The organism is Pseudomonas sihuiensis, from assembly GCF_900106015.1.
GTDB classification, from domain to species: Bacteria; Pseudomonadota; Gammaproteobacteria; order Pseudomonadales; family Pseudomonadaceae; genus Aquipseudomonas; species Aquipseudomonas sihuiensis.
Genome location: NZ_LT629797.1, coordinates 4411330 through 4423713, shown reverse-complemented (window position 1 = coordinate 4423713; position 12384 = coordinate 4411330). Strand labels below are relative to the sequence as shown.

At 63.7% G+C, this 12384-nt stretch carries 16 protein-coding genes; 11 read left to right on the top strand and 5 right to left on the bottom strand.

The features are described from left to right. The first annotated feature begins 14 nt into the window (after nucleotides 1-14). The 7 genes from BLT86_RS20815 to BLT86_RS20785 all read left to right on the top strand — a co-directional run bounded on the left by BLT86_RS20815 (nucleotide 15) and on the right by BLT86_RS20785 (nucleotide 6264). Nucleotides 15-476 carry a sn-glycerol-3-phosphate transporter gene (locus BLT86_RS20815; protein ID WP_092379341.1) on the top strand — a complete coding sequence of 154 codons (462 nt, stop codon included), beginning with the start codon at nucleotides 15-17 and terminating at the stop codon, nucleotides 474-476. A 48-nt stretch (nucleotides 477-524) separates the two neighbouring features. Next, nucleotides 525-1004 carry a GNAT family N-acetyltransferase gene (locus tag BLT86_RS20810; RefSeq protein WP_092379338.1) on the top strand — a complete coding sequence of 160 codons (480 nt, stop codon included), beginning with the start codon at nucleotides 525-527 and terminating at the stop codon, nucleotides 1002-1004. Nucleotides 1005-1075: 71 nt separating this feature from the next. Beyond that, complete coding sequence (locus BLT86_RS20805) at nucleotides 1076-1828, top strand: endo alpha-1,4 polygalactosaminidase (protein WP_231976556.1); 753 nt, start codon at nucleotides 1076-1078, stop codon at nucleotides 1826-1828. A gap of 26 nt (nucleotides 1829-1854) precedes the next feature. Beyond that, entirely contained in the window at nucleotides 1855-2130 is a 276-nt protein-coding gene (locus BLT86_RS20800) for a hypothetical protein (protein ID WP_017678311.1), read from the top strand. An 86-nt stretch (nucleotides 2131-2216) separates the two neighbouring features. Then, nucleotides 2217-3035 (top strand): substrate-binding periplasmic protein, encoded by an 819-nt coding sequence (locus tag BLT86_RS20795; RefSeq protein WP_373422851.1) that lies wholly within the window; start codon nucleotides 2217-2219, stop codon nucleotides 3033-3035. Beyond that, complete coding sequence (locus BLT86_RS20790; protein WP_021487644.1) at nucleotides 3032-3286, top strand: TIGR02647 family protein; 255 nt, start codon at nucleotides 3032-3034, stop codon at nucleotides 3284-3286. Before BLT86_RS20795 ends, BLT86_RS20790 begins: the two co-directional genes overlap by 4 nt. A 119-nt stretch (nucleotides 3287-3405) precedes the next feature. Next, nucleotides 3406-6264: a class I adenylate cyclase gene (locus tag BLT86_RS20785; RefSeq protein ID WP_092379333.1), complete on the top strand. Its 2859-nt coding sequence runs from the start codon at nucleotides 3406-3408 to the stop codon at nucleotides 6262-6264. On the opposite strand, the gene BLT86_RS20780 is transcribed toward BLT86_RS20785, so the two are convergent. The 5 genes from BLT86_RS20780 to BLT86_RS20760 all read right to left on the bottom strand — a co-directional run bounded on the left by BLT86_RS20780 (nucleotide 6261) and on the right by BLT86_RS20760 (nucleotide 9271). Then, a complete protein-coding gene (locus tag BLT86_RS20780) occupies nucleotides 6261-7061 on the bottom strand; it encodes a lipase family protein (RefSeq protein ID WP_092379330.1) in 801 nt (266 codons plus the stop codon). The two genes, BLT86_RS20785 and BLT86_RS20780, sit on opposite strands and share 4 nt — an antisense overlap. 58 nt (nucleotides 7062-7119) lie before the next feature. Then, on the bottom strand, nucleotides 7120-7527 hold the full coding sequence (rnk, locus tag BLT86_RS20775) for a nucleoside diphosphate kinase regulator (RefSeq protein WP_045733733.1): 408 nt from the start codon (nucleotides 7525-7527) through the stop codon (nucleotides 7120-7122). Nucleotides 7528-7645: 118 nt separating this feature from the next. Next, complete coding sequence (locus BLT86_RS20770) at nucleotides 7646-7843, bottom strand: DUF1289 domain-containing protein (RefSeq protein WP_017678305.1); 198 nt, start codon at nucleotides 7841-7843, stop codon at nucleotides 7646-7648. Then, on the bottom strand, nucleotides 7833-8165 hold the full coding sequence (gene cyaY, locus BLT86_RS20765) for an iron donor protein CyaY (RefSeq protein WP_017678304.1): 333 nt from the start codon (nucleotides 8163-8165) through the stop codon (nucleotides 7833-7835). Before cyaY ends, BLT86_RS20770 begins: the two co-directional genes overlap by 11 nt. Before the next feature lie 68 nt (nucleotides 8166-8233). Continuing rightward, nucleotides 8234-9271, bottom strand: coding sequence for an AraC family transcriptional regulator (locus tag BLT86_RS20760; protein ID WP_092379327.1), 1038 nt, complete (start codon nucleotides 9269-9271; stop codon nucleotides 8234-8236). A 181-nt stretch (nucleotides 9272-9452) separates the two neighbouring features. Here BLT86_RS20760 and lptM point away from each other — a divergent pair, with 181 nt between their 5' ends. Genes lptM through BLT86_RS20740 form a run of 4 tightly spaced genes read left to right on the top strand, consistent with a single transcriptional unit; the run spans nucleotide 9453 to nucleotide 12375 of the window. Continuing rightward, nucleotides 9453-9578, top strand: a complete 126-nt coding sequence (gene lptM, locus BLT86_RS20755; protein WP_017361215.1) for an LPS translocon maturation chaperone LptM — start codon at nucleotides 9453-9455, stop codon at nucleotides 9576-9578. 13 nt (nucleotides 9579-9591) lie between these two features. Further along, nucleotides 9592-10839 (top strand): diaminopimelate decarboxylase, encoded by a 1248-nt coding sequence (lysA, locus tag BLT86_RS20750; protein WP_003458548.1) that lies wholly within the window; start codon nucleotides 9592-9594, stop codon nucleotides 10837-10839. 10 nt (nucleotides 10840-10849) lie between these two features. Next, nucleotides 10850-11680, top strand: coding sequence for a diaminopimelate epimerase (gene dapF / locus BLT86_RS20745; protein WP_026088712.1), 831 nt, complete (start codon nucleotides 10850-10852; stop codon nucleotides 11678-11680). Then, nucleotides 11677-12375, top strand: a complete 699-nt coding sequence (locus tag BLT86_RS20740) for a DUF484 family protein (protein WP_017678301.1) — start codon at nucleotides 11677-11679, stop codon at nucleotides 12373-12375. The genes dapF and BLT86_RS20740 overlap by 4 nt, the downstream gene beginning before the upstream one ends. The last annotated feature ends 9 nt before the right edge of the window (nucleotides 12376-12384 follow it).

Sequence of the window (12384 nt, the reverse complement as noted above, 5' to 3'; positions counted from 1 at the left end):
ACCAGGAGGTCGCCATGCGTTACACACTCCCAACGACCTTGCTACTCAGCCTGCTGGCAACATCAGCAGTCGCGACCGAACACGACTACTGGCAAGTACAGACGAGCGTCTACACGCGGCACTACCACCCCGAGCCCGATCACAACAATCACCAGCGCCTGATTGGCCTGGAACGTGGTTATGCGTCCGGCAACCTCTGGGGCGGCGCAGTCTTTCGCAACTCGTTCGACCAGAGTTCGCAGTACGCCTATGTAGGCCGCCGCTTCGACAGTAACCGCCACCCGTTCTACGCCAAGCTGACCGGCGGCCTGTTACATGGTTATCGCGGTGAGTATCGCGACAAGATCCCTCTCAATCATCTGGGTGTAGCACCCGCGATCATTCCTTCGTTGGGCGTGCAGAGCCACGGCATGGCAGCGGAGCTGGTACTGCTGGGCAACGCCGCGCTTATGGTCAACCTCGGCCTGCGCCTTTGACCGCGCCATAACGACAGATAGCGCACCGCTGAGCGCCAGGAGACATCAATGCCTTTGCACATCCGCCCCGCCACCCCTGACGACGCCGAGCTGATCCTGCGTTTCATCACCGACCTGGCCATCTACGAAAAGGCCGAGCATGAGGTGAAGACCGATGCTGCCGGTATCCGCGATAGCCTGTTCGCCGAAGGCAGCACTGCCCACGGTCTGATCTGCGAGAACGACGGCCAGCCCATTGGCTATGCCGTGTACTTCTTCAACTACTCCACCTGGCTGGGCAAGCACGGCCTTTACCTGGAGGACCTCTACGTCAGCCCCGAGGCTCGCGGACTGGGCGCCGGCAAGGCGCTGCTGCGCCACCTGGCACAACTGGCCGTGGCGAGAGGCTGCGGTCGCTTCGAGTGGTCGGTGCTGGACTGGAACACCCCGGCGATCGACTTCTACGAATCCTTCGGCGCCCGTCCGCAGAGCGAATGGACGACCTATCGCCTCACCGGCCAGGCCTTGCTGGACTTCGCCGCAGGCTGAGCAAGCCAGCGTCTGGCCGGGGCAACATCTCTGGCCTAAGGTAATTACACCTCCACCTGCCCCGGACCATCATGCGCACACTCCTTGCACTGCTCAGCGTTATCGCCCCGGCACTGACAGCGGCGACACCGGTCACCATTCCCGTCAATGCATCCTGGCATATGCAGCTCGATGGCAAACTGCAAACACCCAATCGCCTGGTCTATGACATCGACCTGTACGACACATCCAAGCAAACCATCACCAATCTCAAGGCGGGTGGCCGTATCGTCATCTGCTATTTCAGCGCGGGCACCTGGGAAGACTGGCGCAGCGACGCTCAGGCCTACCCCACGGCGGCGCTGGGCAAAGCATTGCCTGATTGGCCTGGCGAGCGTTGGCTCGACTATCGCCGTGACGATGTACGCCAACTGCTCGCCAAACGCCTGGACCTGGCCGTCGACAAGGGCTGCGACGCTGTCGATCCGGACAACGTGGACGGCTACAGCAATGACAATGGCCTGAGCCTGACGGAAGCCGAGCAAATAGACTTCAACCGCTGGCTGGCCAGCGAGGCGCATAGCCGCGACCTGAGCATCGGTCTGAAGAATGCCGTGGAACTGCTGCCTGAGCTTGGCGACTACTTCGACTTTGCCATCAACGAGAGCTGCTATCGCTACAACGAATGCGACGGTTACAGTCACATGCGCAGCCAGGGCAAACCGATCTTCATCGCCGAATACCGCACCCTCAATACGAGTCTTTGCAGTCGAGCCGCGAACTCGGGCTTTCGTCTGCAATTCTTCAAAGTCAGCCTGAAGGGCGTTGGCGTCCCCTGCGACTGAGCCAAGGCCGGAACACGAGAGGAACCATGAGTCAAAACAACGAGCAAGAAGACGAAGACTTCGCCGAAGCCACCCTGATTCAGGCCATCGAAAACCAGTTGGAAAGCGGTGAGCCCGCTGCAGCCAAGGCGGTTTACAACAAGCTGACGCTGGTCGGTTACGAGCGCGAGGAGATCCTCGAGCTGATGGCGCTGGTCCTGGCCCATGAAGTCGACGCCATGCTGCGCGAGGATCGCCCCTTCGATGGCGCCTGGTATGAGCAGGCCCTGCGCGCCCTGCCGGAGCTGCCGGAAGAAAACTGAGCAAGGATTGATCCAGGCCACTGGCCGGACTGGCAAGCAGATTGCTACTGTCACTGCCAACTCCGACCAGGAAGGCACCGTCTTCGATGGCCTGTCAGTCGACTCGAACTCTCGCTCTGCTTGTCTTCACGCTCTGCTTGAGCGGAGCGTGCATTGCTCGAGCCGAAACGCCGCGTATTGGTGCCGAGGATGACTGGTACCCCTACACCGCTCTGCGCAATGACAGGATCGAGGGCATGTCGGCAGACATAGTCCGCGCCGCTTTCAGTGCCAGCGACACGTCCGTCGAGCTGACGCCCTACCCCTATTCGCGCTGCATGGAGCTGGCACGTTCAGGCAGCCTGGCAGGCTGCTTCAACACCACGCCTGACGCGCACATCCGCGCGGAGTTCCTGTTACCGCAAGAGGTGCTGTTCAGCGACGATATTCTGCTCTGGGGCCATGCAGGGGACGCGGCAATAGATGACCTGGACGCGATCCGTGGCAAACGCGTGGCAGTCACCATCGGCTATACCTACGGCGAGTACTTCGACAGCTATGCAGATATCCAGCGCATTGCGGTACGGCGAGATATCAATGGCTTTCGCATGCTGCAGCGTGGGCGCGTGGACTACGTCATCGCCTTTCGCGGCACCACCGACGCACTGCTGCGCGACAACCCCGAACTGGTCGGCCAATTCAAGGCGCTAACGAGGGTACATCGCCCGCGACTCTACTTGACCTTCTCCCGCCACCATCCACGGGCTGCTGCCTTGCTGCGCGACTTCGACGCAGGCATGCGACAGATCAGGCAGGATGGTACCTATCAACGAATTCTCGGCAACTGGCAGCTCAGCGATGGGCAGAGCGCGGCACATGGCTCTACACTGCAAGAGCGCCATAACAACAAGACGGAGTCACCATGAAGTCATTCACCGCTGACCTGATCGACGAGCTGGAAATCCTCGCCCTGTACAACCTGGACAACCATCAGGAGGGGCTAAAGGTGCACAACAACGCCTCATTCAAGGCGCAAGGCGCCATCACCCGTCTTCACGAAAAAGGCCTGGTGAGCCAAGCCGACGGCGGCTATCTGACCAGCCTGGGCATCGATGCCGCCGAGCATGCGCAAGCCCTGTTGACCATTCTCTCGACCCGTCAGACCACCTCCGCTTAATCTCGGTTGCCCGCCGGCCGCCCTTAAGGGAAAGGCGCGGCGGGCGATATAGCGTCAAAGGCACTGCACTGGCGAGCCTGCCGCTGATAGGCTTGCCGGATCTGCAGTAGAGTTCGAGCATGACGCGCACGCAGGAAATACGCCCCGATATCGATGACGGCATCGACCGCAAGGTGCTGGCGCAATTGCGCGCGCGCTTTCTGCAGATCAATCAGGGCCGCCTGCAGCGGGCCATGGAGGCGCTGTCCACACGCCAGCAACTGGTCCTCAAGCTGTTGCCATTGCTGCTGCACGTCAATCATCCACTGCTGCCTGGCTATGTCTCGGCCAGCACGCCGGCCGGCCTCAGCGGCTTCGAGCCGGATGATGCCAGCCTCGCCGAAGTCCAGCGCCTGACCCGCTCGTTCGTCTACAAACCGCGTCGCGGCCAGGGCGCAGCGCCGCTGCATGGCCTGTTCCTGATGGGTAGCCTGGGCACCGTGGCGCAGGCCGAACAGAGCGATATGGACCTGTGGTTGTGCCACTCGCCCAACCTCACGGCGCAGGAACTGCAGGACCTGCGCAAGAAGTGCGATCAACTGGAAAGCTGGGCTGCCACTCAGGGCGCCGAGGTGCATGTCTTTCTGGTCGACCCGCAGCGCTTCACCCAGGGCGCGCGTGAGGCGCAACTGACCTCCGACGACTGCGGCACCACCCAGCATTATCTGCTGCTCGACGAGTTCTACCGCACCGCCATCTGGCTAGGCGGTCGTACGCCGCTCTGGTGGCTGGTGCCGGTCTACGAGGAAACGCGCTACCACGACTACTGCCGCACCCTACTGAGCAAACGCTTTGTACGTGCAGAGGACGTACTCGACCTCGGCAACCTGGCACATATCCCACCGGAAGAGTTTATCGGCGCCGGCATGTGGCAGCTGTACAAGGGCATCGAGTCGCCCTACAAGTCGGTACTCAAACTGCTGCTGACCGAGGTCTATGCCAGCGAGCATCCCAAGGTCGAGTGCCTGGCGCTGCGTTTCAAGCGGGCGGTGTTCGAAGGCCGCCTGGACCTCGACGAACTGGACCCCTACATCGTCGTCTACCGTCGCTTGGAAGAGTATCTGAGCGCGCGCGGCGATCAGGAAAGGCTGGAGCTGATTCGCCGCTGCCTGTACCTGAAGGTGAACAAGAAGGTCAGCCGCCCACCGACGCGCGGCCGCGCCAAAAGCTGGCAGCGCCTGCTGCTCGAGCGCCTGACTGCTGAATGGGGCTGGCACAGCCGCCAGCTCAACGTGCTCGACAGTCGCAGCCAGTGGAAAGTGCGCCAGGTCGCCGCCGAGCGCCGCGTGCTGGTCAACGAGCTGACCTACAGCTACCGCTTTCTCTCGCAGTTCGCCCGCAGTGCCGAGACCGGCAGTTCGCTGAACAACCGTGATCTCAACGTGCTGGGCCGGCGCCTGTATGCAGCCTTCGAGCGCAAGGCCGGCAAGGTGGAGTACATCAACCCCGGCATCGCCCCGGACCTGGCCGAAGACACCCTGACCCTGGTCCAGCACCCCAGTCCCGAGGCGCCCAACGAATACCAGTGGGCGCTGTTCAACGGCAGCCTGGGCGCCCAGGAGTGGAGCGACTTTGCCCCGCTAAAGCGGTCGCGCGAACTGATCGAACTGCTCGCCTGGTGCCATCGCAACGGCGTGATCGACAGCAGCACGCGTCTGTCGCTGCACCCAGGCAGCAGCGACCTGACCGATTTCGAACTGTCCAACCTGATCACCAGTCTGCAGCAAAGCTTCCCCTTGCCGCAGCCCAGCGTCGAAGAAACCGCCCTGTTGCGCGCCAGCATTCCCAGCCAGGTGCTGTTGCTGGTCAATGTCGGGGTAGACCCGCTCAGGCAGCACAGCCAGATGAACGTGCACATGACCACCGGGCGCACCGATGCGCTGGGCTATTCGGGGGTGCGCGAGAACCTGGTACTGACCCTCGATCAGGTGGTGCTCAACAGCTGGAACGAACTGCAGGTCAGCCGCCATGACGGCACCGACGCCCTGCTCGACTGCCTGCGCGACCTGCTCAACAGCCTGCCGATCGGCGGCCCGCAACCCCAGGTACAGGTGCGCTGCTACTGTCGTAATCGCGCCCAGCCGATTGCCGAACGCGTCGACGAGTTGCTGCGCGACCTGCTCAACACCTATGCCGAAGGTCGCCAGTCACGCTATCTGGTGCAGGTACGTCAGCATTACCACGTGTTGCAGCTGACACCCGGCCAGGTCAGTCACGCTGCTCTGGGCGACCTGCCGGCGCTGCTGGAGCACCTCGGCGCCGAGCAGGAGCTCTACAGCCCCCTGCACCTGGACCGTCATGCCCTCGATGGCGACGACCTCGCGCTGATCCTGCCCATGGGCCGCCCACAGTGCATCCAGGTGTTCTATCGCCTGCACGAAACCAGCGGCGAAGCGGAACTGACCCTGCTCGATGAACGCAATGCACTCTGGCGCCGGCGCCTGCCATTTCGCGATGAGCAGAGCCTGCTGACGCCGATCCATCGCTTCCTGCAGTCACTGCTGTATCGGCGCAATGCCATGCTGCCGCTCGATGGCGCCGACAACCAGCCGCCGCTGGAAATTCTCTACTACCAACTGCTGCCGGCGGCGCCATTACGGGCTCAGCGCCTCGAGCGCAGGCCGGCGCCCGAGGCGCAGGTCAGCCACCCGTTCTACGATGTGCAGGCCATCGTCGAGCCTGGCGACGGTCGCCAGCGCCACGTCACCCTATACTGCAACCATCGCGAGTTTTCCGAGCTGGAGTACGGCCGCGAGCTGTATCGCGCCGTGGCGCAGCACATCCTTGCCCAGCGTGCCGGCGGCGAGCGCTACCCCTGCTACATCACCGACCTCGACCTGTCCGCCGTGCTGGCCGGGCAACAGGCGCAAACGGTGCATTACCTGCACTCCAAGAGCGGGCTGGAAGATGCCCTCAATACGGCGCTGCAGCAGGTCTAGCCCTTCATCGGCGCATCCGGATTGCTCAGTGCATAGAGGTAGCAGCCGCCCATGCTGTGGTTGGCGGCGACACCTCCGTAACTGGCGGTGAAGGTCACCGGCAAGCCCAGGTGCTGATAGAACCAGCGATCACTGTCCGCCGGTGGCACCTCGGGCACCAGGTCGCTGTCGTTGACCAACCGATAAGTCGGCACGACCAGCCCGTTGTAATAGCTGGCGAACGCCGGGGACGCCAGACGCGGGCTGGCAAAGTTGTAATGCTGCAGCGGCAATGCAGGCCAGCGCTGCAGCAGATCCGGCACCACCAGCGTACTCAGTGCGCTGCCCAGGCTGTGACCACAGGCCCAGAGCCGCGCCTGCGGCTGCAAGCCGTCCAGTGCCAGCAGAGCCTGGTCACGCAACGAGGTGTAGAGTTTCAGAAAGCCGTCGTGCACCAGACCCGCCCCAGCCTGCCAGGGGTAGTCGCGCTGATCCAGGTCGAGGTCATCGAGCCAGTCCTGCACCGACTCGGTGCCGCGAAATACGAGGTAGCAATCACCCTGCGGATCCCGCGCGGCGAAGCCGAAGGGCTCGGACTCATTGAACACATGCCACTCGCTGAGCACGCTCCAGATTGGCGCGGAAAGCTGCCAGCCTTCCAGATCAGGCTGTTGCCAATGAAAGTGCTCGGGCGTGCGCGGGCACTGCTGCGCCAGCCATTGCTCGTACTGGTCGTAGGCGGCCATCAGCAGCTCGGCGCAAAGCAAGGCGCGCGACAACTGGTAGGACGGCGGGAAATACAGCGGCAGACTCGGCATGGCGAGGCCTCCTTGCCATTAGCGGAAACCTCACTCTAGCCCAGCCTGGAGAAAGGCGTCAGCGGTCGTATTCGCCTGCTGCTTCCGGTTGGTATTCGACTTCCAGGAGGGTCAATTTGAGCTGCTTGCCGCCCGGCGCCGGCCAGTCGATATGCTGGCCGACGGACAGACCGAGCAAGGCGCTGCCGACTGGCGCGAGGATGCTGACCTTGCCTTCGCCACCGGCATCCTGCGGGTAGACCAGGGTCAGGTGATAGTCCTTGCCGCTGCTCTCCTCGCGGCAGTGTACGCGCGAATTCATGGTCACCACACCAGCCGGCACCTCGTCGTGCCCCACCACTTCGGCACGATCCAGCTCAGCCTGCAGCGCCTGGGCGCCAGGACCGAACTCGTCCAGGCTGTCGAGCAGGCGCTCCAGACGCTGCAGATCGAGGCGAGTAATGGTGATGGTCGGTGAGCTGTTCATGATGCCGGGCGGACTCCTTGCGTAAACCGTAAAAAAGCAAAACCCCGCCCGAAGGCGGGGTTCAGCTGAATGTTCTGTCGACCCTAACACAGCCGGACAAATAAACAAGACCGCCGGATCAGTGCGCCCGTTTGCGCTCGCGCAACCGCTGCTCGGCGGCCTGGCAGATCAAGCGGCGCCGCGCGTTATCGGCCGCGCCCCAGTCGAGAATCTCCTGCAGGGTGCGACCGCAACCGAGGCACTGCTCGTGCTCGTCGAGGCAACACTGGCGCCGGCACGGCGAAGCCAGCGGCGCCACGTTCGGCTCAGAGCTCATCGAACTCCAGCTCGGCGCCCGACTGCTCGAGCGTGATGCGTACCAGCATTTCACCCAGCTGTTCGTCGCTGGTATCGCAGATCCAGCGGCCGTCGGCCTCGTCGTAGTCGAAGTGGAAGCCACCGGAGCGCGCGGCCAGCCACAGCTGACGAATCGGCTCCTGACGGCTGAAGATCAGCTGGCTGCCATTGTCGAAACGCACCGTCAGCACACCGGCGCTGTTTTCCAGATCGACGTCCAGACCGCTGTCGTCGAAGATGTCCTCCACCGCCTGCTGGGTGGCATCGACCAGGTCGTGAAAGCGGGCTTCGCTCAGGCTCATCGGGGTGTCCTCACTAGATGCAGCGACTGCAGAAAAATTAGGCGAAAACGCAAGACCAGGCTAGCGGCCTAGGCGCAAAGGTGGCGACGGTACTCGCCCGGACTCGTTCCCGTCCAGCGACGAAATGCGCGCGCCAGCGAACCCGGCTCGCTGAAACCGACCAGAAAGGCGATTTCCGCCAGCTCCAGTGCGGGATCTCGCAGGTAGTGCAGCACCAGCTGCTGGCGGGTTTCGTCGACCAATTGGCTGAACGACAGCCCGCCCTTACGCAGACGCCGCTGCAAGGTCCTTGGGCTCAGCGCCAGGGCAGCGGCGATGGCCTCCAGATCAGGCCCCTGCTCCGGCAACTGGCGCGCCAGCTCCAGGCGCGCGCGATCGAGCACACTGTTGCCCTGATTGAGCTCGGCCAGCAGGCGATCGGCGTAGGCATCGAGCATGCCACGCACCTGAGCATCGGCCTGGTTCAGCGGCGCCGCGAGCAAACGTTTGGGAAAGATCAGGGCATTGTCGGGTTGATCGAACAGCACCGGGCAGCGAAAGATGCGCGCGTGCTCAGAGGTATCCGCCGGCGCCGGATGCTGGAAGCGCACCTCGGTCGGCGCAATATCCAGGCCGCTGATCCAGCGTCCAAAACTGACCCAGCCGGCCAGGGTTTCTTCACTCAGCTGGCGCTGCTGCTGCGCCAGCAACGGCTGCCAGCTGTGGGCGACCAGCGGCTCGCTGTCGGGCCGAGCGGGCTCGTCGTCGAGCACCACCAGCCCCAGGTTGCCAACCAGCGAGGCATAGCGCGCCTGGCGATGCAGCGCGTCAGCCAGGGTCGCGCAGCTCATGATCAGGTAACCGAGCACGCCGTAATAACCCGGCCGCACCGATTCCCCCAGATGCAGGCCCAGATTCGGGTCGCCGGTCAGGCGCACGCCTTCGCCAAGCAGCGTCAGGTAAGCACTGGCCGCGATGCGCTGATCGCGCTGGCTCAGGGCTTCAGGGCTGAGCTGGGCATGGGCGAGCAGCGCGTCGGCCGCCACCCCCTGGCGCTGCAGGTGTTCGATAAGGCCTTGCAGGTAGGCTACCGAGACCGAGCCGGCCAGAATCGCGGGATTGTCCATCGAGGCTCCTCGTAACTCGCCGCATGCTAACCCAAGCCGGCACGAATGCCTTCGGCACACACGCCAGATGCAGACGCAAATCGAGCCAGCGCCCCGCCAGGCGGGCGCCGGGCGCATAGGCAAGGTGGCAGGGGGTCGGTATACTCCGGCGCAATTCACGCTTATTTTCAAGGACTGCCCCATGAAGCGACTGACCCTCGCGCTCCTCGCCGCCGTTTGCCTGCTGGCTGGCTGCGGTCAGAAAGGCCCGCTGTATCTGCCGGGCGACGACAACGCCGGCAACAGCCGAGACCGTTTCGAACTCTGACAGGAGCTGCCCCATGGAAGCCTTCAACTACCGCGACGGCGAGCTGTTCGCGGAAGGCGTTGCCTTGTCCGCGCTGGCCCAGCGCTTCGGCACGCCCACCTACGTCTATTCCCGCGCCCATATCGAAGGGCAGTACCGCGCCTATGCCGATGCCCTGGCCGGCATGCCGCACCTGGTCTGCTTCGCGGTCAAGGCCAACTCCAACATCGGCGTACTGAACGTCCTGGCGCGCCTCGGCGCCGGCTTCGACATCGTTTCCAGCGGTGAGCTGGAGCGCGTCCTGGCCGCTGGTGGCGAGCCGAGCCGCATCGTTTTCTCCGGCGTTGGCAAGAGTCGCGACGACATGCGCCGCGCGCTGGAAGTCGGCGTGCACTGTTTCAACGTCGAATCCAGCGTCGAGCTGGAGCGCCTGCAGAAGGTCGCTGCCGAGCTGGGCGTCAAGGCGCCCGTCTCGCTGCGGGTCAATCCGGACGTGGACGCCGGCACCCACCCGTACATCTCCACCGGCCTCAAGGAAAACAAGTTCGGCATCGACATCGAGCAGGCCGAGGCGGTCTACGCCCGCGCTGCCGAGCTGCCGAACTTGGAAGTGATCGGCGTCGACTGCCACATCGGTTCGCAGTTGACCACCCTCGAACCCTTCCTCGACGCCCTGGATCGCCTGTTGTTGCTGGTCGACAAACTGGCCGCGCGCGGTATCACCATCAAGCATCTGGATCTCGGTGGTGGCCTTGGCGTGCAGTACCGCGACGAGCAGCCGCCGCTGGCCGGCGACTACATCACCGCCGTGCGCAAACGCCTGCAAGGTCGCGACCTGGGCCTGGTGTTCGAACCGGGCCGCTTCATCGTCGCCAACGCCGGCGTGCTGCTGACTCAGGTGGAATACCTCAAGCACACCGAGCACAAGGACTTCGCCATCGTCGATGCGGCGATGAACGACCTGATCCGTCCCGCCCTGTATCAGGCGTGGATGGACGTGTCGCCGGTGCAGCCACGTGAAGGCGAGTCGCGTAACTACGACCTGGTCGGACCGATCTGCGAGACCGGCGACTTCCTGGCCAAGGATCGTCAGTTGGTGCTGGCCGAGGGTGACCTGCTGGCCGTGCGTTCGGCAGGCGCCTATGGCTTCGTCATGAGCTCCAACTACAACACCCGCGGCCGCGCCGCCGAGGTGCTGGTGGATGGCGAACAGGCTTATGAAGTGCGTCGTCGCGAGACAGTCCAAGAGCTCTATGCCGGCGAAAGCCTGCTGCCGGCCTGAGGGCGACGTCATGCTATTGCGCTTTACCAAGATGCACGGCCTGGGCAATGACTTCATGGTCCTCGACCTGATCAGCCAGCACGCCCACGTGCAACCCAAGCATGCCAAACAATGGGGCGACCGCCACGTCGGTGTCGGTTTCGACCAACTGCTGATCGTCGAGCCGCCGAGTCACCCGGATGTCGACTTCCGTTACCGCATCTTCAACTCCGACGGCTCGGAAGTTGAGCAATGCGGCAACGGTGCGCGCTGCTTCGCCCGCTTCGTGCTGGACAAGCGCCTGACCACCAAGAAGGTCATTCGCGTCGAGACCAAGAGCGGCATCATCGAGCTGCGCGTGCAGAACGATGGCCAGGTCTGCGTCAACATGGGCGCACCGCGCCTGCAGCCGGAACAGGTGCCGTTCCAGGCCGACCAGGCCGCGCTGACCTATCACGTCGACGTCGAGGGTCAGAGCGTAGAGCTGGCCGCGCTGTCGATGGGCAACCCGCATGCGGTGCTGCGCGTCGATAGCATCGATGACGCACCGGTGCATACGCTCGGGCCGAAGCTGGAACACCATCCGCGCTTCCCGCAGCGGGTCAACGTCGGCTTCCTGCAGATACAGGATCGTCAGCGTGCGCGCCTGCGCGTGTGGGAGCGTGGTGCCGGCGAAACCCTGGCCTGCGGCACCGGCGCCTGCGCCGCGGCCGTCGCGGCCATTCGCCAGGGCTGGATGGATTCGCCCGTGCAACTGGAACTGCCAGGCGGCAAACTGTCCATCGAATGGGCAGGCGAGGGTCAGCCGGTTATGATGACCGGGCCCGCTGCCCGCGTATACGAAGGACAGGTTCGCCTATGACCGACCAGCAGGATTCGCCCAAACCGCTCGATTCGGAAACGGTCGCGGCCTATCTGCGCCTGCACCCGGAGTTCTTCATCGACCATGAAGAACTGATCCCCGAGTTGCGTATTCCGCACCAGCCCGGCAACGCCGTGTCGCTGGTAGAACGCCAGGTCAAGCTGCTGCGCGAGCGCAACATCGAGATGCGCCACCGCCTTGGCCAGTTGATGGACGTCGCACGCGACAACGACCGCCTGTTCGACAAGACCCGCCGCCTGGTGCTGGATCTGCTCGATGCCGGCAGTCTCGAGGAAGTGGTCGGTGTGGTCGAAGACAGCCTGCGCCATGAATTCCAGGTGCCCTTCGTCGGCTTGATCCTGTTCAGCGACAACAAGCTGCCGGTCGGCCGCTCGGTCAGCTCGGCCGAAGCGCATCAACAGGTTGGCGGCCTGCTCAGCGGTGGCAAGACCATCTGCGGCGTATTGCGCCCGCACGAGCTGGAGTTTCTCTTCGGCAAGGAAGACGCGGCGCAAGTCGGCTCCGCCGCCGTGGTCAGCCTCAACCATCAGGGCCTGCATGGCATTCTCGCCATCGGCAGCGCCGACCCTCAGCACTACAAGAGTTCGCTCGGTACCTTGTTCCTCGGCTACATCGCCGAAGTACTGGCACGTGTCGTGCCCGGTTTCTCCACGCCGCTACGTTCGGTACGCTAGGTCGTGTAG